Here is a 25,039-nt window from a genome sequence, read left to right on the forward strand (position 1 = left end):
GGAGAAAGGGGAGGGGAGGGAGGGGGAGGGTCAGGCGGTGAGGCGGACGGGGAGGCTGCTGTAGCCGTGGACGAAGTTGGAGTAGAGCCGGACCGGTTCGCCGAGCAGCTCGATCCCGCCGACGGTGCCGCGCAGGGCGGCGAGCATCGCCTCGACGTGGGTCCGGCCGAGGAAGGCGCCCAGGCAGAAGTGCGGGCCGTAGCCGAAGGCGACGTGCTTGTTCGGGGTGCGGGCCAGGTCGAAGCGGTTCGGCTGGTCGAAGACCTCCTCGTCGAAGTTGGCCGAGCTGTTCCAGAGCGTCACGACGTCGCCGGCCCGGATCGTCCGGTCGCCGAGTTCGACGTCGGTCAGGGCGCGCCGGCCGAAGTGCATGGCCGGGGTGGTCCAGCGCATGACCTCCTCCACGGCCGGCTCCAGCCCGACCGAGCCGTCCTTCAGCGCCCGCCACTGCTCGGGGTGCCGGGAGAGGGCGATGAGCGCGCCGATGGAGGACATCCGGCTGGACTCGTCGCCGCCGAGGATCAGGCTGTAGCAGTTGAAGACGACCTCCTCCTGGCTGAGCGGCTCGCCGTCGACGGTGCCGGTCGCCAGGGCGCTGATCACGTCGTCGCCGGGGTGCTTGCGCCGCTTGGCGGCGAGGTCGGAGAAGTAGAGCAGGATCTCGTTGCGGGCCAGCCACTCCTCGGTCGCGGTGTGCTCGGCGCTGGTGCGGGAGAGGGTCTGGGTGTTCCAGTGGACGAGGCGCTCGCGGTCCTCGACCGGGACGCCCATCAGGTCGCCGATGGTGTTGATCGGGATGTGGTCGGCGAGGTCGGTGACGAAGTCGAAGGAGCCGCGGGCCAGGCCCTCCTGGAGCAGCGCGGCGGTCCGCTCGTGCACGCCGGCCACCACCGGGGCCAGCACCCGGGGCGAGAAGGACCGGAGCATCAGGTTGCGGATCTCCCGGTGCCGCGGCCCGTCGGTGACGGCGAGCATCCGGCGGGAGGCGGAGTCCTCGCCCTGCAGCAGGGTGGCGAGCACGTTGCCGCGCTCGGAGGTGAACCGCTTGTTGTCGCGGTAGACGGCGAGCACGTCGGCGTGGCGGGAGACCGCCCAGAACGGCGGGCCCTGGTCGGTCGCCGGGTGCAGGTGGACGGGCTGTTCGGCGCGGAACCGGGCCCACATCGCGCGGACGTCGAGGTCGAGGTAGGTGTGCGGGTCGGTGAGGTCGATCGTGGCGAGGTCGACGGTGGCCAGGTCGACGGGCGGGGAGGCTCCGTCGACCGTCGGGGGCTGGAGGGGCATGGTCGGCCGTTTCTGTGACGGGGGCGGGTCAGGAGGACGGCGCCGGGAGGGCGGGGTCAGGAGACCGCGGACCGGTAGCGGCGCAGGCTCAGCAGCACGGTGACGACGAAGACGGTCCCGAGCGAGGCGGCGATGGTGAGCGAGAGGCTCGGGGTGGCGGCGCTGCCGGCCGCGTCCGGGTTGCCCCACAGCCGCCGCAGGGCCGTCACCACGGCGCTGACCGGGTTCCACTCGGCGACCAGCCGCAGCCAGCCCGGCAGCCGGTCGACGGACTGGAAGGCGTTGGAGAGGAAGGTCAGCAGGACGGTGACCAGCCCGGCGACGACGTTGATGGTCTCCATGGTGCGGGAGAACATCCCGAGCATCAGGCCGACCCAGAGCATCGCGTACATGAAGGCGGTGAGCAGGGCGAGTCCGGCGAGGAAGGGCAGCACGCCGCTGTGCGGGCGCCAGCCGAACGCCAGGCCGGCCGCCGTGACCACGGCCAGGCCGATCAGCCCGACGACCAGGTCGCCGAGGGTGTGGCCGACCAGCACGGCCGGTCTGGAGATCGGCATGCTGCGGAACCGGTCGACCAGGCCGCCGCGCAGGTCCGCCGCGACGGCGACCGCGGTCGGGCCGATCCCGGCCAGGCCGACCTGGGCGGCCGCGCCCGCGAAGATGTACTCCTGGTAGCTGCCGCGGCCGGAGAAGGACAGCGAGCCCTGGAACAGGTAGCCGAGCACGATCATCGAGATGAGCGGGTTCATCACGATGCCGATCAGCCGGCCGGGTGCCCGGCGCAGCCGCCGCAGGCGCCGTCCGGCGACGGTGACGGATTCGAGGAGCAGGGCGAGCGGCGCCGAGCGGGGGCGGGGGGTGACGGCGGTCAGCATTCCGGGCTCCCGTCCAGGCGGCGCAGCTCGGCGTCGACCAGCCGTCCGATGACGGCCTGCGGCCCGGCGTGCATCAGGTACTCGTGGCCGGCGGCGATCCGGTGGACGACCACCCGTCCGTTCACGTGCTGCTCCCATCGGCCGGTCTGGTCGGCGAGTTGGTCCGCGGTCCACTCCTCGGCGGCCGCGAACAGGTGGAGGTCCCCGGTGAACCGGCCGGGGGTGAAGCGCTCCATCAGCGCGCCGTGGTGGCGCGACAGCCGCAGCAGCCGCAGCAGCGACTCCTCGTCGAGGTCGGCCAGCGGGCCGGCCTCGCGCCGCAGCAGGTCGAGCAGGGCGGCGCGGGTGCGGCCGGGGCCGGCCAGCTCGTCGCGCCGGTGGCCGAGCGCCTCCAGGGCGCGCAGCAGGAGTTCGCGGTCGTCCTGGCCGCTCTCGTCGCGGCCGGTGCGGCCGGGATAGCCGTCCAGGTCGGCCAGGAAGTCGACCTGTTCGCCGGCCTCCTGGAGCCGGACGGCGATCTCGTGGGCGAGCACGCCGCCGTAGGACCAGCCGAGCAGCCGGTACGGGCCGTGCGGCCGCAGCCGCCGGATGGTCCGGACGTAGTCCTCGGCCACCGACCGGATGGACTCGGGCAGCGGGGCGGCGGCGTCCAGTGCGGGCGACTGGAGGCCGTACAGCGGGTAGCGCGGATCGAGGTACCGGGCCAGGCCCAGGTAGGGCAGGCTGAAGCCGAGTCCGCTGTGCACCAGGAACAGCGGGGGCGCGTCGCCGTCCGGCCGGATCGGCAGGACGGGCGCGAAGGCGTCCGCGGACTGTTCGGCGGAGGCGGTCGGGCGGGCCCGCTTGGCCAGTTCCGCGACGGTGCGGTGCAGGACGACGTCCGCCACCGCCAGCCGGAGCCCGGCCGACTGGGCCCGGCCGACCAGCCGGACCGCCAGCAGCGAGTGGCCGCCGAGGTCGAAGAAGCTGTCGTCGATGCCGACCTCGGGGAGGCCGAGGACCTCGGCGAAGAGCGCGCCGAGGGCCTCTTCGACGGGGTTGCGGGGGCGGCGCGCGGCGGCGGGGGTGAAGTCGGGGGCGGGGAGGCGGTTGCGGTCGATCTTGCCGTTGGGGTTGAGCGGGAGTTCGTCGAGCACCACGACCGCGCCGGGGACCATGTACCCGGGCAGGTGGTCGGCGGTGTGGTCGCGCAGGGCGGCGGGGTCGGGGGCGGTGCCGGGGGTGGGGGTGACGTAGGCGACGAGGGTGGCGCCGGCGGGGCCGTCGGTACGGGCGATGGCGACGGCGGTGCGGACGGTGGGGTGGGTGGTGAGGACGGCTTCGATCTCGCCGGGTTCGACGCGGAAGCCGCGGATCTTGACCTGGGTGTCGGCGCGGCCGAGGTAGAGGAGTCGGCCGTCGGGGGTCCAGCGGACGAGGTCTCCGGTGCGGTACATCCGGGAGCCGGGCTCGTAGGGGCAGGCGAGGAAGCGGGTGGCGGTGAGGCCGGGGCGTCCGGCGTAGCCGCGGGCGAGTCCGGCGCCGGCCAGGTACAGCTCGCCGGCCACACCCGGGGGCACCGGCCGCAGCCCGTCGTCCAGCACGTACGCCCGGGTGTTGCGGATCGGGCGGCCCAGCGTCACGACCCCGTCGCCCGCCAGCCCGGCCGCCGTGGACCAGATGGTGGTCTCGGTCGGCCCGTACAGGTTGGTGACGGTGTCGGCCCGGGCGGCCAGGGCGTCGGCCAGGGCGGGCGGGACCGCCTCACCGCCGATCAGGACGCGCAGGCCGCGCACCGACTCGGGGCGGTGGAGCACGAGTTCCTGCCAGAGCGCCGGGGTCGCCTGCATGATCGTGATGCCGTCGCGTTCGAGGGAGGCGGCCAGCGCGGCCGGGTCCAGGGCGACTCCCTCCGCGCCGACGACCAGGCCGGCGCCGGACAGCAGCGGCAGGTAGACCTCCAGGCCGGAGATGTCGAAGGACCAGGTGGTGACGGCCAGCAGCCGGTCGTGGGCCTCCAGCGGGAAGCGCTCCCGGGTGGACACCAGCAGGTTCAGCAGCGACCGGTGCTCGACCATGACGCCCTTGGGCCGCCCGGTGGAGCCGGAGGTGAAGAGCAGGTAGGCCAGCCGGGAGCCGTGCAGCGGGGCGGCCCGCTCGGCGTCGGTCAGCGGCCGGCCGTCGAGGGCGGCCAGCGCGGCGTCGACCTCGGGGTCGTCCAGCACGACCGTGGGCACGCCGGTGCGCGGAAGCCGTGCGGCGATGGCGAGTTCGGTCAGCAGGAGGACGGGCGCGGCGTCGTCGAGCATCAGCCGGACGCGGTCGGCCGGGAGCGCCGGGTCGACCGGCAGGTAGGCGGCGCCGCTCTTCAGGACGGCCAGCTGTGCCACCACCATCTCCGCCGTCCGGGGCAGCGACAGGGCCACCGGCCGGTCCGGGACGACCCCGCGGTCGACCAGGTGGCGGGCGAGCCGGTTGGCCCGGGCGTCGAGTTCGGCGTAGGTGAGGGCGGTGGTGTCGGTGAGGACGGCGACGGCCTCGGGGGTGCGGGCGGCCTGGGCCTCGAAGAGGGCGACGACGGTGGTGGCGGTGCCGGCGGGAGAAGCGTCGTCGGCCGCGGTGTCGTTCCACTCGGTGAGGACCTGCCGGTGCTCCTCCGGAGTGAGGACGTCCAGCCGGGACAGCGGTGTCCGCGGGTCGCGGGCGACCTGGTCGAGCAGTCGGACCAGCCGGGCGGCCAGGGCCTCGGCGGTGGCCGGCTCGAACACGTCGGCGTTGTACTCCAGGATGCCGACGAGACCGGCCGCGGAGTCGCCCGCGGAGTCGCCCGGGGAGTCGCTCGCGGAGTCGTCCTGGCGGCGGCGCTCGGTGACGGCCAGGGACAGGTCGAACTTGGCGCCGTCCGCCCCGACCGGCTGCTCCGTCGCCGTCAACCCCGGGAGGTCCAGGGACGGTTGGGTGTTGTTCTGGAGGGCCAGCATGACCTGGAAGAGCGGGTTGCGGCCCATGGAGCGTGCGGGGTCGAGGACTTCGACGAGTCGTTCGAAGGGGATGTCCTGGTGTTCGTAGGCCTTGAGGGCGGTTTCCCGGGCGCGGTCGAGGAGTTGGGTGAAGGCGGGGTCGCCGCTGGTGTCGGTGCGCAGGACGAGGGTGTTCATGAAGCAGCCGACGAGGTCTTCCGTGGCGTCGTCGGTGCGTCCGGCGATGGGGGAGCCGATGGGGATGTCGTGGCCGGCGCCGAGGCGGGTGAGGAGGGCGGCGAGGGCGGCCTGGAGGACCATGAAGAGGGAGGCGCCGTTGTCGCGGGCGAGGTGGGCGAGTCGGTCGTGGGTGTCGGGGTGGACGCGGAAGGGGACGGTGCCGCCGCGGTGGGTGGCGACCTTGGGGCGGGGGCGGTCGAAGGGCAGGGCGAGTTCCTCGGGGAGGTCGGCGAGGTTCTCCGTCCAGTACGCCAACTGCTGTGCGGCCAGCGAGGTTTGGTCGTGGTCCTCGCCGAGGAGGTCCTGCTGCCAGAGGGTGTAGTCCGCGTACTGCACCGGCAGCGGCTCCCAGCTCGGAGCGGTGCCGGTGGACCGGGCCGCGTACGCCCGCGAGAGGTCCCGGGCCAGCGGGGTGGCGGACCAGCCGTCGGCCACGATGTGGTGGACGATCAGCAGGAGCAGGTGCTCCGCCGGGCCGGTGCGCAGCAGCGTCGCGCGGACGGGGAGCCGGGTCGCGAGGTCGAAGCCGCGGCCGGCCTCGCGGGCGGCTTCCGCCGGGGCCTCGGCGGGGGAGGTCTCCCGGACGGTGAGTCCGGTCCAGGCCTCCGTGCCCAGGACCTCCTGGCGGGGCTCGCCGTCGGTCTCCGGGAAGACGGTGCGCAGCACCTCGTGCCGCTCGACCAGGTCGGCCAGCGCCGCCTCCAGCGCCGTGACGTCCAGCGCCCCGGAGAGCCGGACCGCGAAGGCCATGTTGTAGGCCGCCGAGCCGGGCTCCAGCCGGTTCAGGAACCACAGCCGCCGCTGGGCGGAGGACAGCGGCAGAGCGGCAGGGCGCGGTCCGGGCCGCAGCGCGGGCCGCGCGGAGCGGTCCCGGTGGAGGCGGCCGGCCAGCCTGGCCACTGTCGGCGCCTCGAACACGTCCCGGATCGAGACGGTCGAGCCCAGTGCCGTACGGATCCGGCTGACCAGCCTGGTCGCCAGCAGCGAGTGGCCGCCGAGGTCGAAGAAGCTGTCGTCGATGCCGACCCGGGGCAGGGCCAGGACCTCGGCGTAGAGGGCGCAGAGGCGCTCCTCGGCCGGGGTGCGGGGCGGCCGGGCGGCGACGGGGGTGAAGTCGGGGGCGGGCAGCCGGTTGCGGTCGATCTTCCCGCTCGGGGTGAGGGGGAGTTCGTCGAGCACGAGGACGGCGGCCGGGACCATGTGGTCGGGCAGGTGGTCGGCGGTGTGGTCGCGCAGGGCGGCGGGGTCGGGTGCGGTGCCGGGGGTGGGGGTGACGTAGGCGACGAGGGTGGGGCCGGTGGGGCCGTCGGTGCGGGCGACGGCGACGGCGGTGCGGACGGTGGGGTGGGTGGTGAGGACGGCTTCGATCTCGCCGGGTTCGACGCGGAAGCCGCGGATCTTGACCTGGGTGTCGGCGCGGCCGAGGTAGACGAGGTGGCCGTCGGGGGTCCAGCGGACGAGGTCGCCGGTGCGGTACATGCGCTCGCCGGGCTCGTAGGGGCAGGCGAGGAAGCGGGTGGCGGTGAGGCCGGGTCGTCCGGTGTAGCCGCGGGCGAGTCCGGCGCCGGCCAGGTACAGCTCGCCGGCCACGCCCGGGGGCACCGGCCGCAGCCCGTCGTCCAGCACGTACGCCCGCATGTTCCAGATCGGACGGCCGATCAGGGTGTCGGCGCCGTCCGGCCCGGCGCACACCTCGCCCCGGGTCGCGACGGCACCGGCCTCCGAGGCGCCGTAGAAGTTGAGCAGCCGGGCCGAGGGCAGGGCCTGCCGGAACGCCCGGACGGTGGCGGCGGGCAGCTGCTCGCCGCTGCAGATCCAGACCGCGCAGCCCGCGACGGCGGTTGGCTCGGCGCTGTCCAGGAAGGCGTTCAGCAGGCTGGGCACGACGGTGAGCCGGGCGATGCCGTGCCGGGCCGTGGCCGCCGCGAGCTCGGGTACGCTCCGGGCCGTGTCGGCGTCGACCAGGACGGTCGAGCCGCCGGACAGCAGCGGCGCCAGCAGCTCGGTGATCCCGTCGATGACGCTGACCGGCGACTTCGCCAGGATCGCGGCCTCCCGCTGCTCGGGGAGCTCCTCGGCGAACCAGGTCAGCCGGTTGACCAGGGCGCGGTGCAGTCCGAGCACGCCCTTGGGCCGGCCGGTGGAGCCCGAGGTGTAGATGACGTACGCCGGGTGGTCGGGCAGCAGCGGGCAGGTGCGGTCCGCGTCCGTGGGGGCGGTGCCGGGGAGGGCGGCCGTGGCGCGCTCCAGTGCCGGGTCGTCCAGCAGCAGGCGGGGCAGGCCGGTCTCCGGCAGCTGTCCGGCGGTCGCGCTGTCGGTCAGCAGGAGGACGGGCGCGGCGTCGTCGAGCATCAGCCGGACGCGGTCGGCCGGGTACGCCAGGTCGACGGGCAGGTGCGCGCCGCCGGCCTTGAGCACGGCCAGCAGGGCGACGACCATGTGCGGCGACCGGGGTGCCGCGAGCGCCACCGTGCTCTCCGGTCCGACGCCCCGGCCGATGAGGTGGCGGGCGAGGCGGTTGGCCCGGGCGTCGAGTTCCGCGTAGGTCAGGGCGGTGGTGTCGCTGCGGACGGCGACGGCCTCGGGGGTGCGGGCGGCCTGGGCCTCGAAGAGGGCGACGACGGTGGTGCCCGGGTGGCCGCCGGCGGTGTCGTTCCACTCGGTGAGGACCTGCCGGTGCTCGCGCTCGGACAGCAGGTCGAGCCGCCCCAGCGGGAGCCCCGGGTCGCGGGCGACCTGGTCGAGCAGCCGGACCAGGCGGGCGACCAGGGCCTCCGCGGTGGCCGGCTCGAACACGTCCGCGCTGTACTCCAGGAAGCCGTCGATGCCGGCCGGGGCGGCGCCGGCGTCCTGCTGTTCGGCCAGGAAGAAGTTCAGGTCGAACTTGACCGAGTCGGCGGCCGGCGGCTCGAAGGCCGCCCGGACGCCGGGCAGGGCCAGCTCGGGGCGGGTGTTGTTCTGGAGCACCAGCATGACCTGGAAGAGCGGGTTGCGGCCCATGGAGCGTGCGGGGTCGAGGACTTCGACGAGTCGTTCGAAGGGGATGTCCTGGTGTTCGTAGGCCTTGAGGGCGGTTTCCCGGGCTCGGTCGAGGAGTTGGGTGAAGGCGGGGTCGCCGGTGGTGTCGGTGCGCAGGACGAGGGTGTTCATGAAGCAGCCGACGAGGTCTTCCATGGCGTCGTCGGTGCGTCCGGCGATGGGGGAGCCGATGGGGATGTCGTGGCCGGCGCCGAGGCGGGTGAGGAGGGCGGCGAGGGCGGCCTGGAGGACCATGAAGAGGGAGGCGCCGTTGTCGCGGGCGAGGTGGGCGAGGCGGTCGTGGGTGTCGGGGTGGATGCGGAAGGGGACGGTGCCGCCGCGGTGGGTGGCGACCTTGGGGCGGGGGCGGTCGAAGGGCAGGGCGAGTTCCTCGGGGAGGTCGGCGAGGTTCTCCGTCCAGTACGCCAACTGCTGTGCGGCCAGGGAGGTCTGGTCGTGGTCCTCGCCGAGGAGGTCCTGCTGCCAGAGGGTGTAGTCCGCGTACTGCACCGGCAGTGGCTCCCACGCGGGGGCCGCACCGCGTGCCCGCGCCGCGTACGCCCGCGAGAGGTCCCGGGTGAGCGGTGCGGCGGACCAGCCGTCCCAGGCGATGTGGTGGACGATCAGCAGCAGCAGGTGCTCCGCCGGACCGGTGCGCAACAGGGCGGCCCGCAGCGGGAGTTCGGTCGACAGGTCGAAACCGCGGGCGGCCTCCGCCGGGGTCTCGGCGGCCTCCCGGACGGTGAGCCCGGTCCAGGCCTCCGTGCCCAGCACTTCCTGGCGGGGTTCGCCGTCGGTCTCCGGGAAGACCGTGCGCAGCACCTCGTGCCGCTCGACCAGGTCGGCCAGCGCCGCGTCCAGCGCGGCGGTGTCCAGGGCCCCGGAGAGCCGGACCGCGAAGGTCACGTTGTAGGCCGCCGAGCCCGGCTCCAGCCGGTTCAGGAACCACAACCGCCGCTGGGCGAACGATAGTTCACCGGAGCGGTCGCCCTGGGCGGCGGGCCGCAGCGGCGGCCGGACCGCGCCGCCGGCCGCGAGCTCCCGGGCGACGCCGGCCACCGTCCGCTGCTCGAAGAGCGTACGGATCGGCACCTCGGTGCCCAGGGCGGAGCGGACCCTGCTGATCACCTGGGTGGCCAACAGGGAGTGGCCGCCGAGGTCGAAGAAGTCGTCGTCGATGCCGACGGCGGTCCGGCCGAGCGCGTCCGCGAAGATCCCGCCGAGGATCTCCTCGACCGGGGTGCGCGGCAGCCGGCCCGCCGGGGCGGGGGCGCTGTCGGGGGCGGGCAGGGCCCGGCGGTCCAGCTTGCCCTGCGGGGTCAGCGGTAGCGCGTCGAGCACGACGACGGCGGCCGGGACCATGTACTCGGGCAGGGCCTCGGCGACCCGCTCCCGCAGCGCGGCCGGGTCCGGTACGGCCGGGGGCCGGGCGACCACGTAGGCCACCAGCCGGTCCTCGCCGTCGTCGGTGCGGACCACGACGGCGGCCTGCGCCACCTCGGGCCGGCCGGTCAGCACGGACTCGATCTCGCCGAGTTCGATCCGGAAGCCGCGCAGCTGCACCTGGTCGTCGGCCCGTCCGGCGTAGTCGAGTTGGCCGTCGGGGCGCCAGCTCGCCAGGTCTCCGGTGCGGTACATCCGCTCGCCGGCGGGGCCGAAGGGATCGGCGACGAAGCGTTCGGAGGTCAGGCCGGGCCGGTCCAGGTAGCCGCGGGCCAGGTTGCCGCCGACGTAGAGTTCGCCGACCACCCCGGCCGGGACGGGCCGCAGCGCGGAGTCGAGCACGTAGACCCGGTGGGCCCGGGTGGGCCGGCCGATCGGGGGCCGGCCCGAGCCGCCGAGCCGTTCGCCACCACTGAGCCGTTCGCCACCACTGAGCCGTTCGCCACCCAGCCGTTCGCTCACCGTCGAGGCGAGGACGGCCTCGGTGGGCCCGTAGCCGTTGATCATCTGCAGCTGCCCGGACCAGCGGTCCACCACGTGCGGCGGGCAGGCCTCCCCGGCGACGACCATGGTCAGGTCGGCGGGCAGCCGGGTGCCGTCCGGGAGCGCGGCGGCGACCACCGGCGGCAGCCCGGCGAGGTTCACCCGGTGGCGGTGGATCAGGTCGACCAGCGGCCGGCCGGGGACCCGGCACTCCTCGTCGGCGACCACCAGGGTGCCGCCGCCGAGCAGTGACAGGCTCAGCTCCCAGACCGAGGCGTCGAAGCTGAACGAGGCGAACTTCAGCACCCGGGTGTCCGGGCCGACGCCGAAGCGCTCGACCAGGCTCGCCACCATCGCGGCGAAGCCGGAGTGGTCGACCGTCACGCCCTTGGGCCGGCCGGTCGATCCGGAGGTGTAGATGACGTACGCCGGGTGCCGGGGCAGCAGCGGGGCGGTCCGCTCGGCGTCCTGCGGGGCGTGCGCCGGGAGGCCGGCCAGCTCCGCCAGGGTGGCCGGGTCGTCGAGCAGCACCGTGCGGCAGTCGGCCCCGGCGAGCTGCGGGGCGAGGGCGGCGGTGGTGAGCAGGACGGCGGGCCGGCTGTCGGCCAGCATGAAGGCGATCCGGTCGGCGGGGTACTTGGGGTCGATCGGCAGGTACGCGGCGCCGGTCTTGAGCGCCGCCAGGACGGCGCAGGTCATCTCGACCGGGTCGGGTACGGCCAGCGCGATGATCCGCTCCGGTCCGACGCCGTGGGCGATCAGCAGCCGGGCCAGCCGGTTGGAGCGCTCGTCCAGCTCGCGGTAGGTCGTCTTGCGGTCCTCGAAGACCACGGCCACGGCCTCGGGCGCCCGGGCGACCTGGGCGGCGAACAGCGCGGGGACGACGGTGCGCGGGGCGGCACTGGCTTGTCCGGCCCAGTCGCCGAGGATCCGGTGGTGCTCCTCGTCGGTGAGCAGGGGCAGCCGGCGGAGCGGGACGTCCGGGGCCGCCAGGACGCTCTCCACCACGTGGGCGAAGCGGTCCAGGATGCGGACGACCTCGTCGCGGTCGTAGCGGTCGGGGCGGAACTGGGCGCTCAGCGTCAGCCGGGTGTCCGGGTAGGCGAGGACCGCGAGGCCGCGCTCGCCGGCCAGCCGGGTGCGGGCGTTGCCCAGCCGCAGCTCGGGCACCAGTGCGTTGAGCCGGCCGACGTCGGCCTGCGGCTGGTTCTGGTAGCTGAACACGGTGTCGAACAGCTCGCCGGCCCCGGCGATCCGCTGCACCTCGGCCAGGCCGAGGTGCCGGTGGTCGAGCAGGGCCGTCTGCTGCTCGTCGATCCGGTGGAGGAGCGCGGCGACGGGCAGGTCCGGGTCGAGCCGCACCCGTACCGGGAGCATGTTCAGGAAGAGGCCGACCAGCGACTCGATGCCCGGAAGCTCCGGCGGCCGCACCGAGTTGACCGCGCCGAACACCACGTCCGGGGCGTCGGTGAGCCGGCCGAGCAGCAGCGCCCAGCAGCCCTGGAGGACGGTGTTGAGGGTGAGGTTCTCCGCGCGGGCCCAGGCGACCAGCCGGGCGGTGAGCTCCTCGGGCAGGGCGAGGTCGACGGCCTCGGGCAGCCCCGGGTCGCCCGGCCGGTCGGCCGTGCCGAGCCGCAGCGGCTCGCCCAGCCCGTCCAGTGCCTGCCGCCAGGCCGCGCGGGCGGCCTCGGTGTCCTGGGCGGCGAGCCAGTCGAAGTACGCCCGGTAGGAGGGCGCCGGGGGCAGGACGGCCGGATCGCCTCCGGTGGCGTACAGGGTGAACAGCTCCTGGGCGATCACGCCCATCGACCAGCCGTCCACCAGCAGGTGGTGCAGGGTCCAGAGCAGCCGGACCCGGTCGGGGGCCAGCCGGAGCACGGTGAAGCGCAGCAGCGGGGGCCGCGCCAGGTCGAAGCCGCGGGTCCAGTCCGCGTCGGTCAGCCGTTCGGCCTCGGCCGTCCGCTCCGCTTCGGTGGGGAGCCCGGACAGGTCGACCTCCTCCCAGGGCACCGGCACCGCGGCGGCCACGACCTGCCGGGCGTCCTCGGCGGACCGCTCGGGGAAGTGCACCCGCAGGCCGGCGTGCCGGGCCAGCAGCGCGGCGGCCGCGGTGCGCAGCGCGGCCGGGTCGAAGGGCCCCTCGATGTCGAGGACGGCCTGCATCAGGTAGGAGTTCATGCCCTGCTTGTCGAACTCCGTCTGGAAGATCAGGCCCTTCTGGAGCGGTGACAGCTCCAGCGCCTCGCCGTCCGCCGCCCCGTCCTGCTCGCCGGGGACGGCCTGCTCGGTGTGGGAGGCGTGGGCGGCCAGGGCTTCGAGGGCGCGGAACCAGGCGCGGGCGATGTGCTCGGCGTCGGCGTCGGCCAGTGCCTCCGGGGCCCAGAGCCAGTCGGCGACCAGGTGCGGCCCGTCCGGCCGGTCCTCGGTGACGGGCGTGGCCGCGAGCACGTGTCGCAGCGGCATGCTCGGGTGCACCCCGGTGCCGACGACGGCGTGCCGGGCGTCCGGCAGCCAGTCCCCGGCGCTCTCGTCCCGGTCGGTCCGGAACCGGCCGAGGTAGTTGAAGCCGAGCTCCGGCACGCCGTGCCGGGCCAGGGCGGTGACGGTCTGCGGGTTGAGGTGGCGCAGCAGCCCGTGGCCGAGCCCGTGGTCGGGCAGCCGGCCGAGCTGCTGCCGCACCCGGCGCACGGCCGCGTCGAGCGGCTCGCGCCCGGCGTCGCCCGGGTCCAGTCGTACCGGGAAGACGCTGGTGAACCAGCCGACCGTACGGGAGAGTTCGGCCTTGTCGGTGAACGGCTCGCGGCCGTGGCCCTCCAGTTCGACGGTGACGGCGCCGGCCGGGCGGTCGCGGTGCCGGCGCCAGTCGGCGACGGCGAGCGCGAGGCCGGTCAGCAGCAGGTCGTTGATCTCCCCGCCGTAGACCCGGCGGGCGCCGGCGAGCAGTGTCGCGGTGGTGGCCGCGGGCAGCTCCAGCCGGAGCCGGTGGGCGGAGCCGTACACGTCCCGCTCGGGGTCCAGCGGACGGGAGCCGAGCGGCTCCGAGGCCGCCGACTGCTCGGCCCACAGCGGGAATTCGCGCACCCGATCAGCGGTGCGGGCCTGCTCGCCGAGCAGCTGCGACCAGCGGCGGTAGGAGGTGCCGACCGGTTCCGGGGCGAGGCCCCGGCAGGCGGCGGCGAGGTCGGCGACCAGGACCCGCCAGGAGACCCCGTCCACGCACAGGTGGTGGGTCAGCCAGACCAGCCGGCCGGGGCGGCCGGGGCCGGCGTCGAGCAGGACGAGCCGGGTCACGGCGCCGTCCTCGGGGGCCAGCCCGGTGCGGGCCGCGGCGATCTGCTCGTCGACGGCGGCGGCCAGCGCGGCCGGGTCGTCGGCGAGCGCCGAGACGTCGACCCGGCGGACCGCGTCGGCGGCCCGGACGGCGCCCCTGGGCAGGGCCTCCAGGGACCACAGGCCCGGCGCCACCACGGTCAGCCGCGACCGCAGCGCGGCGTGGTGGTCCAGCAGGACGGCGGTGGCCGCGGTCAGCCGGTCGAGGTCCAGGCCGGCCGGGGTGGTGAGCACCTGGTACTGGCTGTACTCCCTGGTCCGCTCGTCCAGGACGCCGAGGTCCTCGCGCAACTGGTGGGCGATCGGCAGGAGTTCGACCTCGCCGGTGTCGTCCGGCGCGGCGGCCGGGCGGGCCGGGCCGCCCGGTGCGGCGAGCGCCGCGATGGCGGCGGGGGTGTGGTGGGTGCGGATCTGCAGCGGGGTGACGGTCAGTCCGGCCCGGCGGGCGTGGCCGACCGCCAGGATGGCGCTGATGCTGTCCCCGCCCAGCTCGAAGAAGTTGTCGCCGGGGCGGACCTCCGGCACGCCGAGGACCTCGGCGAACGCGGCGCAGACGATCTCCTCGGCCCGGCTGCGCGGCGTGTCCGGCCGGGCCGGGGCCTCGGCGCCGGCGGGTGCCGGGTCGGGCAGCGCCCGGCGGTCGACCTTGCCGTGCGGGGTCAGCGGCAGGGCGTCCAGGAGCAGGACGTTCGGCGGCACCATGTACTCCGGCAGGACGGCGGCCAGGCGCTCGCGGACCCCGGCCGGGTCGAGCACGGCCCCGGCGCGCGGGACGCAGTAGCCGACCAGCCGGGTGCTCCCGCCGGTGCCGCCGACCGCCCGTACCGCCGCGTCGGAGACGTCCGGCAGCGCGCGCAGCGCCGCCTCGATCTCGCCGAGCTCGATCCGGTGGCCGCGCACCTTCACCTGGTTGTCCCGGCGGTCCAGGAAGACCAGTTGCCCGTCCGTGCCGCGCACCACGCGGTCGCCGGTGCGGTACATCCGGCTGCCCGCCGGGCCGTACGGGTCTGGCACGAACGCGGCGGCGGAGCGGGCCGGGTCGGCCAGGTAGCCGCGGCCGACGCCGGTGCCGCCGACGTACAGCTCGCCGGGCGCGCCCTGGGGGACCGGGAGCAGGGCGTCGTCGAGCACGTAGAGCCGGGTGTTGCGGACCGGGCGGCCGATCGGGACGGCGCCGTGTTCGGGGAGCCCGTGGCCGAGGTGCGCGTGGGTGACGTCGTCCGAGCACTCGGTGGGCCCGTACGCGTTGACCAGCCCGACCAGCGGGTAGCGGCTGGTCCAGGGCCGGCACAGGTCGGCGGGCAGCGCCTCGCCGGTCGCCACCAGGTGGCGCAGCGCGGCCAGCACGGGAGCGCCGGCGCCCAGGTCCCAGGCGTCCAGGGCGGCGCGCAGCAGTGAGGGGACGACCTCCAGGACGGTGACGTCCTCGGTGTCGGCGAGGGCGAACAGCAGGTCGGGGTCGGCCGCGGTCTCCCGGCGCACCACCCGGACCCGGCCGCCGACCACCAGCGGCGCGAGCATCTGCCACACCGACACGTCGAAGGTGACCGGGGCGTTCTGCACCACGCTGTCGGCCGCGTCCAGCGCCAGGTCGTCGACCTTCGCCAGCAGGTGGTTGACCATCCCCGCGCGGTGCACCATGGCGCCCTTGGGCGCCCCGGTGGACCCGGAGGTGAAGATCACGTACGCCAGGTCCAGCGGGGCGCCGAGGACCGGCGCGAGGTCGTCGGCGGCGTCCCGCTCCCGCGCGGAGACCTCCAGCAGCCGGACCGGTCGGCCGGCGGCGGCCGCCACCCGTTCGGCGAGCGGCCGGTGGGCGGCGTCCGCGACCACGGTGGTGATCCCGTTCTCGGCGAGCAGGGCGACGGTCCTGGCCTCGGGCGCGCCCGGGTCCAGCGGGACGTAGGCCGCGCCGGCGCCGATCACGCCGAGCACCGAGGCGATGAAGTCGGAGCCCGGGGTGACCAGCAGGGCCACCAGGCCGGCGTCGCCGACCCGGCGGGAGAGGGCGCTGGCCCGGCCGACCAGCTCGGCGTACGTGGTCGTGCCGCCGTCCTCGGCGACCGCCACGGCCTCGGGCCGCCGGGCGGCGAGTTCGCGGATCCGGGCCACCGCGCAGTCGAAGCCCGCCGGGCGCTCGGGCCCGCTCGACTCCCGCACCCAGGCGGCGCGGTCCCCGGTGTCCACGGCCAGGCCGCCGACCGGCTGCTCGTCCCCGGCCTCGGCGAAGCGGTCCAGGAACTCCACCAGCCGGGCGAGGTGGCCGTCGATCTCCGCGTCGGTGTAGCGGTCCGGGTTGCCGTTGAGGTGCAGCTCGATGCCGGCCCCGGCGGTCTCGACCACGGTGACCATCAGGTCGTCGATCAGCCCGGTCGACAGGTTGACCACGCGGGCCGTGCACGGCCCGAGGGCCAGTTCGGCCTGCTGCGGCAGCAGGTTGACGAACGGTCCGAAGGGCCGCCGGTCGTCGCTGCGCAGCCCCATGGCGCGGCGGATCGCGCTGACCCGGTGGCGCTGGTGGCGGAGCGCCTGGGCCAGCTCCTTGGAGGTCCGGCGCAGCAGCCCGGCCCTGGTCAGGGCGGGGCGGACGGGCACCCGCAGCGGCAGGTAGTTGGCCAGCATGCCGGGGATCGACCGCTCGTGGGCGGTCGGCCGGGCGGTCACCGGCAGGGTCAGCAGGACGTCCTCGACCCCGGTCATCCGCTGGGTGTACACGGCGACCGCCGCCATCACCGCGGTCGGCCAGGTGACGTCCGCGCGGCTGGCGGCCGCGCGCAGCCGGACGCTGGTGCCGGCGGACAGGGCGGCGGTGCGGCGCAGGAAGCCCTGCGGCGCGGCCGTCGCGGGCTCCCGGTGGGAGAGGTCGGCGGGCTCGGGCGGCTCGGGGAACCGGCGCTGCCAGAACTCGGCGTCCCGCCGGGCCCGGGAGGAGCCGAGGTAGGCGGCCTCGGCGGCGAGCAGGTCGGCGAGCGGGGGCAGGGCCGGGCCGGCGTCCCCGCCGTCGGCCTCGTACAGTTCGGCCAGCCGGCGCCAGAGCACCACCTGGCTGAAGCCGTCGCACAGCAGGTGGTGGACGGAGAGGTAGAAGAGCGCCCGGTCCGGGCCCAGGGTGAGGACGGCGAGCCTGAACAGCGGGAACCCGGCGGGGTCGTAGGGCTTCGCCAGGTCCGTCCGCATCCAGTCCAGCGCCGCCGCGGACGGATCGGGATCGGCGCCGAAGTCCAGCTCGTCGAGCGGGAGTTCGGCGACCTCGCGGAGGCGCTGGCGGGGTTCGCCGTCGACGTCGAGGAACTGGGCGCGCAGGCACTGCGCCTCCTCGACCAGCCGGCCCAGCGCGGTGCGGAAGCGGGCCCGGTCCAGCGGGCCGCGGACGTCCAGGTAGCCGGCCGAGTTGTACGCGTTGCTCCCGCCGGCCCCGTTGACGTCGAGCCAGATCTCCGTCTGGCCGGCGGTGAGCGGCAGCGAGGTCCCCAGGACCGATGTCATCACAGGCTCCCAACGGAGGTCGGGCCGATCGAGGCGAGGCCGGTACCGGGGGCGGCCGCCTCGGCGGCCAGGGCGTCGGGGCCGAAGGACTCCAGCACCCACGCGTCGTCGTAGACGGTGTCCAGGTAGCGTTCGCCGAGGTCGGGCGCGATGGCCACGGCGGTCAGCTCCTCGTCCGGCCGGTTGGCGCCCAGCCAGCGGGCCGCCCCGCTGAGCACCGTGCCGGTCGAGCCGCCGAGCAGGAAGCCCTCGCGCAGCAGGGCGCGGCAGGCCCGGACGGTGTCGGTCTCGGCGACCAGCACGGTGTCGTCCACGTAGGACTCGTCGAGGATGGCGGGCCGGACGCTGGTGCCGATGCCGGGGATCAGCCGGCCGCCCGGCTCGTGGCCGAAGTTGACCGAGCCGACGGCGTCGACCGCGACGATCGTCACCCCCGGGTTGTTCTCCCGGAAGTACCGGGCGCAGCCCATCAGGGTGCCGGTGGTCCCGGCGCCGACGAACAGCACGTCCAGCTCCGGGAAGGCCTTGGCGATCTGCGGCCCGGTGGTGCGGTAGTGGGCGGTCCAGTTGCCCGGGTTGGCGTACTGGTTGAGCCAGTGGAAGTCCCGGTGCTCGGCGCACAGCCGGGCGACCAGGTCGAGCCGGGCGCCGAGCAGGCCGCGCTGCGGGTCGGGCTCGGTCACCACCCGCACGTCGGCGCCCAGGCGCTGCATCAGCCGCCGGGAGACGGTGGTGCAGCGGGAGTCGGTGACGCAGACGAAGGTGAGCCCCCGGCTCGCCGCGACGAGGCTCAGCGCCACGCCGAGGTTCCCGGAGGAGCTCTCCACGATGGTCATCCCCGGCCGCAGCGCCCCGGACCGGAAGGCGGAGTCCACCATCTCGCCCGCCGCCCGCAGTTTGACCGAGCCGGCGAAGTTGAAGCCCTCGCACTTGAGGTACAGCGGACGGCCGATCATCCGTCGGAGGTCGACGTACAGGTCCTCGACGTCGAATTCCTGCGGTGTCGTGATAACTGGCATGCGTCTACTCCCACCCGGTCGTTCCGTGGTAGCGGGTGCCCAATCGGTCCGAAGCGATGGCCCCATGGTTTCCGAACACACTGACGTCGCACTGATTCGCAACTGATGGGGCGAAGGCCCTGGTCAGAGGCCCGGGACGGGCCCCGGGGCGCCGCCGGGGGCGCCTGCCGGGGCGGCCCCGGGAGGCGCTGCTAGGCGCGCCCGACCTTGCCGGTGAGCAGTCCCTGGAAGAGGTTCAGCCGGTGGATGTTGGCGGCGCCCTCGAGGAACTCCATCGCCCGGGCGTCGCGCGCGAGCTTGTCCAGCAGCGGGTGCGCCAGCCGGGCCCCGGGCCCGAAGAAGCCGCAGGCCGCCAGCGTCACGTCCTCGGCGAGCCGGGCGGCGCGCAGTTTGGCGGCCGAGGCGAGGTGGCCGTCGGCCGGCCGGGCGTCGACCGTCGCGGCGGCGTCCAGCACCAGGCGATGGACGGCGTCGATCCGGCGGCCGATCGCGTCCAGCCGCTCCTGCTCGGCGGTGCGCAGCGGGCCGCGGTGCGCGGTCACGTAGTCGTGGGCGGCGCGGGCGATCCCGACCGCGATCGCCGCGACGCCCGGGCGCAGCTGGTTGAAGATCTGGACGAAGGACCAGACCCCGCGCCGGCTGGCCGGGAGGTGGCGGCCGAGGACGTGTTCCTCGGGGACGGCCACCGACTCCAGCCGGACGGCGCTGATCCGCGCGCCGCGCAGCCCCAGCATGTCCAGCGGCTCGGCGTCGAACCCTGGGGTGTCGGTGTCGACCAGGACGGCGGTGATGCCGAGCGGGCCGGGCCGGGTGCGGGCGAAGACCACCGCGAGCCGGGCCCGCGAGGCGTTGCCCACGTAGCGCTTCTCGCCGCTGAGCAGCGCCCCGCCCGGGGCGGGGGTCAGCGCGGTGGTCAGGGCCGCCGCGTCCGAGCCGCGGTCCGGTTCGGTCAGCGCGAAGCAGGTCCACAGGGGTTCGCGCAGCATCCGGCCGTAGAACCACTCCTTCTGCCGCTCGTCGGCGCACAGGCCGACCGCGACGCCGGCCAGGAACGGGCCCGGCGAGGCGACCATCGCGCCGACGTCGGCGCGGGCGAGCTCCTCCATGACGACGGCGCGTTCCAGCGCCGAGTCGCCGAAGTGGCGCTGCCCGTCGATCTTCTCCGGCTCGTTCCCGTACGCGGCCGGGATGCCCATCGTCGCCAGGTAGCGCACGGCCGGGAGGTCCAGGTGGAGCCGGATCGCCTCCGGGTCGCGGTCGATCTCCAGCGCGAGCGGGCGCAGCCCGGCGCCCCACTCGCGGGCCCTGGCGCGCAGCGCGGCCAGGTGCCCGTCCGGCCCGGTCATCGTGGTTCCTCCCCGGTCACGTGGACCTCCGCCAGCAGCTCCGACAGGTAGCAGGGCATCCCGGGGCCGTCCCGCAGGTAGCCGCTGGCGCCCAGCAGCCGGACCTGCTCCCGGTCGGCCGCGGTGATCCGGGCGTGGACGTCCGCCAGCACCGCGGCGGGCAGGTCGCCCGGCCCGGCGCCGGACAGCACCGCCCGGACCTCCAGGTGGTCGGCCACCGCCTCGGCGACGGTGCCCTTCACCAGCTGCTGCTGCAACAGGTACGAGTCGCCGCTGCGGCGCCGGCCCAGGTAGCCCAGGCAGGCCGAGCGCAGCGACTCCGACAGGCCGAGCCGCACCCAGGCCAGGCCCAGGACGAAGGCGGCGCCGGCCTCCCGCTCGGCCGCGCCGCGCCGGGCCGGCGGCGCGGTCGTGACGGTGGCGGCGACCACCTCGCCGCCGGGCAGCGCGGTGCGCGACAGCACGGCCTCGTCGGCGGGGCGGCGCGGCCGGGTGGCGCCGGCCACCCAGAGCCCGCCGGCCTCGCCGAAGGTCCGGGCGTCGGCCACGGTGTGCCCGCCCGGCCCGCAGGGCAGCAGGCCGGGCGTCAGGGCGGAGGCGAGCAGCCGCAGCGCCGGGGCGAGGCCCCGCTGCCGGGCGGCGTCCTGGCAGCGGGGCCACAGGTCCGTGTCCCGGTGCGTCACGGTGGTCACCGCCCGCCCCGTTCGATCAGGCAGACGGCCAGGTCGCCGGTGTCGGGCTCGTGGTCGACGACGGCGATCCGCTCCTCCCTCCCGGCCGCCCAGGCGGGGTCGGCGGCGAGGGCGGTGAGGGTGCCGGAGGCCGGGTGGCCCGGCGGGGTGCGCACGATCCGGCCGGGGTGGCCGGGCAGGTCGCGCGCCGGGTCGAGGGTGGCGCCGAGGACCAACGGGCAGTCGGTGGCATCCAGTTCGGCCAGGGCGGTGCGGACGGCGGCCGGCACGTCGTCCGGTCCGGTGCCGGTGCGCTGCCACAGGGTGAGCCGGCCGAGGGAGCCGGTGTCGGTCAGCAGCAGCGCGAGGCCGGCGTCCCCGGCGAGGTCCCGTCCGGTCTCGTACGGGAAGGTGGCCTGGTCGAGCACGAACACCGCGACGCTGCGCAGGTCGTGCCGCCGGGCGTAGGCGTCGGCCAGCCGCAGCGCGGCGAAGGGGGCGTTGGAGCCGCACTCGGAGACGGCGAAGGAGAGCGGCCCGCCGGGGACGCGCTCGGAGAGGCTGGTGACGGCGGCGAGCCGGCAGTCCAGGTCCGGGGTGGCGTGGGCGACCACGGCCAGGTCGATCGGCGGCGCCTGCGTGGCCGCTGCCGCTCGTCGGTCCTGCGGGTCGAGCGCGGCGAGCAGCTCCCCGGCCATGTCGGCGAAGGTGTTCCCGGCCGCCTCCCGGACCAGCTCCGGCCGGTGGTCGACGCCGTAGGCGGCCGTCAGGTCGGCGAAGTGGCGCAGCGAGAAGGCGTCGTCGATCCGTGCCCGGCCCGGCGGGAACCTCCGGTGGGTGATCGCGGCGAGCCCGAGCGGGAAGACGGCGGGCGCCTCCCAGGGGCCCTTCGTCGGTACGGTCCGGACCGGCATGCTCAGCCGCCCAGTTCCGTGGCCACGAAGTCGGCCAGCGAGCGGACGCTCGCGAAGTGGGCCATCTCCAGCGAGTCGGTGTCGAACTCGACGTCCAGCGACTCCTCCAGCCGCATCAGCAGCTCGAAGACGCCGGTGGAGTCGAGGCCGAGCTCGTCGAAGAGCCGGGACTCCTCGGTGAGTTCGGGCAGGTCGTAGTCGAGCACCTCGCCGAGGGCGGCGGAGATCTCGGTGACGATCCGCGCGCGGTCCGTGCCGGTGGCTCCGGTCATGGTCGGCACTCCTTCCGGGGGTTGGGGGTGGGGACGTGCGGCAACTAGCTGGAGCGGCCGAGGAGTTCGGGGGCGATCGGGCGCTGGTGGCGCAGCAGGTCCTCCGGGCGGTCGGGCTCGCGGACCAGGTGCGCCTCGCCGTCGAGCACCAGCACCTCGGCCGGGTAGCCGTGGCTGAGGAAGTGCACGGGGGAGGCGGTCGGCCCGTACGCGCCGGAGCGCAGCACGCCGAGCAGGTCGCCCGGCCGTACCGGCGGCAGCTCGGCCTTCTTGGCCAGCGTGTCGTTGGGCGTGCAGAGCGGGCCGGTGACGTTCCAGACCTCGGTGGCGGGCTCGTCGAGCCGGTTGAGCAGCAGCATCGGGAAGTTGCGCTTGACGAAGGAGCCGATGCCGACCGCCGCCATGTGGTGGTGGGTGCCGCCGTCGGCGACCGCGAAGCGCTCGCCCAGCGACTCCTTCACGTACCGGATCCGGGTGACGTAGGTGCCGGCCAGCGCGGTGAGGTAGCGGCCGAGCTCCATCACCAGCCGGGTGCCGGGGTGGCGTTCGGCGAACGCGGCGACCAGCGGGTTGATCCCGGCGGCGAGCTTCGGCAGGTCGAGGTCCCGTTCGCCGTCGAAGTAGGCGACGCCGAGCCCGCCGCCGACGTCCACCAGCTCCAGCTCGAAGTCCAGGGCGGCGCTGAGGCGTTCGGCCAGGTCGAAGATCCGCTCGGTGTTCTCGACGATGGTGTCCTCGACCAGGATGCGGGTGCCCATGTAGACCTGGACGCCCATCACCCGCACCGCCGGGTGGCGCGCCACCAGCCCCGGGTCGGCCAGGAGTTGGGCCTCGTCCATGCCGAACTGGCGGGGCTTGCCGCCCATGGTGAGGCCGGAGCCCTTGACCGAGAAGCTCGGGTTGACCCGCAGCGCGACCGGCGCCACCGTGCCGCGCTCGCGGGCGAGTTCGTCGATCAGCGCGAGTTCCTGGAGGGACTCGCAGACGATCGCCGCGATCTCCTCGTCCAGGCAGGCGAGCAGTTCCTCCCGGCTCTTGCCCGGCCCGAGGAAGAGGATGTCCCGGCCGGCCACCCCGGCCTGCCGGGCGGTGCGCAGCTCGGTGAGCGAGGAGACCTCGGCGCGGGCGCCGTGGGCGTGGAGCAGGGCGCAGATGGCGAGGTTGGGGTTGGACTTGAGGGAGAAGAACACCTGGAGCCTGGGGTCCAGGTGTTCGCGCAGGTCGCGCATCCGCCCGGTCAGGGCGTCCCCGTCGTAGAGGAAGAGCGGGGTGCCGTACCGCTGGGCGATCTCGGTGACGGGTGTGCCCTGGATCTCGAAGACGTCGCTCATGGCCGGTCCCCTCTCTCCCGCCGGTCGAGCCGGTCGGCGATCTCCGCGTCGATGGTGGTCAGTTCCTCCGCCGAGTCCGCGAGGACGATCCCGTACAGCCGGCCGTCGACCGGGGCGTCGCCGCCGGTGAACGCCGCGTTGACGGTGGCGAAGTTGTTCACCAGCAGGCCGGTGCCGCCGGCCGGGTCGAGCAGCAGGCCGTCGAGCAGCCGGCGCAGTTCGTCGAAGGCCAGCGGTGCGGTCAGCCGCAGCGGGTAGTGGCGGGCGACGGCGACCTGTTCCGGCTTGACGAACCGTTCCTGCAGACGGACCTGGTAGGTGGACATGTTGTTGCGGGCGTTGATCTCCACGACCGGGTAGATCCCGCCGTCCGGGTCCACCATGGCGTCCACGCCCACCACGCCGTGGAAGCCGTCCGCGGCCAGCCGCTTGCCGAGCAGGTCCGCGGCGGTGCGCAGCTCGTCGACCTGGTCGGCGCCGAGCCGGGCGGGCATCCGGTGGCCCTTGTGGACGCCGTCCTCGGTGAGCTGCTCCTTGACGAAGTCGAACGCCACCGAGCCGTCCAGGCCCACCGTGAACTGGTAGTTGAGGTCGGTGCTCTTGGCGACCCACTCCTCGACCACCATGGCGATCCGCGGCCGGCCGGAGGCCTCGACCTGCTTGGCGATCAGCCCGAGGATCCGCTCGCCGCGGCGCCGGCTGGTCAGCCGGGCGATGCCCTTGCCGGAGACGCCGAACGCCTCCTTCACCACGGCCCGGCCGTCGCCGAGCTCGGCGTCCACCGCCGCGAAGGCGTCGGCGAGTTCGGCGAGCGTCTCGCAGGCCCAGCCCCGGGGCTGGCGCAGGCCGAGCTCGTCGGCGATCCGGCGGCTGTAGACCTTGCTGTTGACGGCCTTGCAGGTGGCCGCGTCCGGCCCGGCCAGGCGCAGCCCGGTGGCCGCGGCGAGGCGCTCCTCCGGCTCGGACACGCCGTGGGCGGCGATCCGGCAGCCGTCGGCGGCCAGGCCCGCCAGTTCGGCGAGCAGGGCCGGGTCGGCCAGGGCGTCCTCGGTGACGGTGCGCTGCGGGTCCTGGGCGGCGGGGACGTGGATCCGCGGCAGGTCCAGGCCGAGCCCGGCCAGGTAGCCGAGGTAGTCGCCGTCCGGCCGGGTCTTGAGCACCACGTGGTCCCGGCCGCCGGCCAGCAGCAGCGCGAACTCGTCCATCCGGTTGACCACGGCGCTGGAGGTGGCGGCGGAGAGCCGGGGCAGGGTGTGCTCGCCGAGCGCCCACTGCTGCTCCACCTCGAAGTTGCCCAGGAAGAGCAGCCGGGCGTCGGGGGAGCCGGTCAGGGCGAGGGCCAGCCGGTCGGCGGCATCGGGGGCATCGGCGGCATCGGGGGTCCGGCCCCCGTCGCGGGCGCCCATCAGTGCCTCACGACCATCGCGGCGAAGGACTGGCCGAGCCCCGCGGAGGTCATCAGGTAGGTGTCCCCGGGCCGCAGCAGGCCGAGTTCGAGCGCCGACTGGTAGTTGATGAAGGGGTCGGCGCAGAAGCAGTGGCCGGTCCGGCCGATGTTCTCCAGGAAGATGCGGTCCCGGTCGATGCCGAGCGCGTTGGCGGCGACCGTCCAGGAGACCCGGTTGACGTTGTGCGGCAGCACCAGGTCGAGGTCGCCGACGGCCAGGCCGGCCGCGGCCAGGGCGCCGTCGATGACCTCGGCCATCGCGTCCTGGTAGATCCGCTTGGCCTCGCGGGCGCCCTCGGCGTCGAGGTCGATGACGCCGTCCTCGCGGCCGTGGATGCGGGCGTGGTAGCCGAGCACCCGGTTGCGGTCGCCGCCGGCGCCCACCAGGACGGCGGTGACGCCCTCGCCCATGATCGAGACGTCCTCGACCCACTGGGAGAACGGGGTGAGCGTCTTGTCCCCGGCCAGCACCAGCGCGAGCGCGTCCGGGTCGCCGTCCGCCGCCAGCAGGGTGCCGGCCGCGTCCACCGCGAGCAGTCCGGTCGCGCAGCCGTGGTCGGCCACCGAGAAGACCTTCGCCCGGCGCAGCCCCAGCGACTCGCAGACCGTCCGCAGCGGGCTGACCGGGTACGGTGCGGTGGTGCGCAGCCCCTTGGCGCGCACCACGTACCGGATCCGGTCCTCCTGCCCGGCGAGGGCGTCGAGCTTGCCCGCCGCGGTGGCCAGCAGTTCCGCCTCGGACTGGTCGGGCGCCTGGCAGATCCGGTCGAGGCCGTACAGCCTGGTGAACCGGCGCACCTGCTGGTCGGTCAGCCCCAGCGGCTCCCGCAGCTGTTCGACCGAGACCGTCGGTGGCAGGTAGCTCGATACCGCTTCTATCGACGTCATGCGACGGGGCCTCCTCGCGACAAGGATCGGAGCCCCACCAGATTCGCCGGGAA

General features: G+C 75.1%; 11 protein-coding genes. All 11 read right to left on the minus strand.

Features of this window, described 5'->3' with window-relative positions:
- Positions 1 to 30: 30 nt before the first annotated feature.
- The 11 genes from ACFVU7_RS13145 to ACFVU7_RS13195 all read right to left on the minus strand — a co-directional run bounded on the left by ACFVU7_RS13145 (position 31) and on the right by ACFVU7_RS13195 (position 24,986).
- Positions 31 to 1,284 carry a cytochrome P450 gene (locus tag ACFVU7_RS13145; protein WP_049649278.1) on the minus strand — a complete coding sequence of 418 codons (1,254 nt, stop codon included), beginning with the start codon at positions 1,282 to 1,284 and terminating at the stop codon, positions 31 to 33.
- A 56-nt stretch (positions 1,285 to 1,340) separates the two neighbouring features.
- A complete protein-coding gene (locus ACFVU7_RS13150; protein ID WP_049649277.1) occupies positions 1,341 to 2,159 on the minus strand; it encodes an ABC transporter permease in 819 nt (272 codons plus the stop codon).
- Positions 2,153 to 17,098, minus strand: a complete 14,946-nt coding sequence (locus ACFVU7_RS13155; RefSeq protein ID WP_388045063.1) for an amino acid adenylation domain-containing protein — start codon at positions 17,096 to 17,098, stop codon at positions 2,153 to 2,155. The genes ACFVU7_RS13150 and ACFVU7_RS13155 overlap by 7 nt, the downstream gene beginning before the upstream one ends.
- Entirely contained in the window at positions 17,098 to 18,117 is a 1,020-nt protein-coding gene (gene sbnA, locus ACFVU7_RS13160; RefSeq protein ID WP_049658253.1) for a 2,3-diaminopropionate biosynthesis protein SbnA, read from the minus strand. Before sbnA ends, ACFVU7_RS13155 begins: the two co-directional genes overlap by 1 nt.
- A gap of 191 nt (positions 18,118 to 18,308) precedes the next feature.
- Positions 18,309 to 19,463, minus strand: coding sequence for an acyl-CoA dehydrogenase family protein (locus tag ACFVU7_RS13165; RefSeq protein ID WP_388045064.1), 1,155 nt, complete (start codon positions 19,461 to 19,463; stop codon positions 18,309 to 18,311).
- A complete protein-coding gene (locus ACFVU7_RS13170) occupies positions 19,460 to 20,155 on the minus strand; it encodes a hypothetical protein (RefSeq protein ID WP_388045065.1) in 696 nt (231 codons plus the stop codon). Before ACFVU7_RS13170 ends, ACFVU7_RS13165 begins: the two co-directional genes overlap by 4 nt.
- The gene (locus ACFVU7_RS13175) at positions 20,152 to 21,048 is read right to left on the minus strand and encodes a hypothetical protein (RefSeq protein WP_388045066.1); all 897 of its coding nucleotides are present in this window, start codon (positions 21,046 to 21,048) and stop codon (positions 20,152 to 20,154) included. The genes ACFVU7_RS13170 and ACFVU7_RS13175 overlap by 4 nt, the downstream gene beginning before the upstream one ends.
- 2 nt (positions 21,049 to 21,050) lie before the next feature.
- Positions 21,051 to 21,320, minus strand: coding sequence for an acyl carrier protein (locus tag ACFVU7_RS13180; RefSeq protein ID WP_049655074.1), 270 nt, complete (start codon positions 21,318 to 21,320; stop codon positions 21,051 to 21,053).
- Between the two features lie 44 nt (positions 21,321 to 21,364).
- Positions 21,365 to 22,651 carry a type III PLP-dependent enzyme gene (locus ACFVU7_RS13185; protein ID WP_074002434.1) on the minus strand — a complete coding sequence of 429 codons (1,287 nt, stop codon included), beginning with the start codon at positions 22,649 to 22,651 and terminating at the stop codon, positions 21,365 to 21,367.
- Positions 22,648 to 24,057: a hypothetical protein gene (locus ACFVU7_RS13190; RefSeq protein WP_388045067.1), complete on the minus strand. Its 1,410-nt coding sequence runs from the start codon at positions 24,055 to 24,057 to the stop codon at positions 22,648 to 22,650. Before ACFVU7_RS13190 ends, ACFVU7_RS13185 begins: the two co-directional genes overlap by 4 nt.
- The gene (locus tag ACFVU7_RS13195; protein WP_049655080.1) at positions 24,057 to 24,986 is read right to left on the minus strand and encodes a 3-oxoacyl-[acyl-carrier-protein] synthase III C-terminal domain-containing protein; all 930 of its coding nucleotides are present in this window, start codon (positions 24,984 to 24,986) and stop codon (positions 24,057 to 24,059) included. The genes ACFVU7_RS13190 and ACFVU7_RS13195 overlap by 1 nt, the downstream gene beginning before the upstream one ends.
- Positions 24,987 to 25,039 lie beyond the last annotated feature (53 nt).

The sequence above is a fragment of the Kitasatospora sp. NPDC058046 genome, from assembly GCF_042885595.1.
GTDB lineage: Bacteria > Actinomycetota > Actinomycetes > Streptomycetales > Streptomycetaceae > Kitasatospora.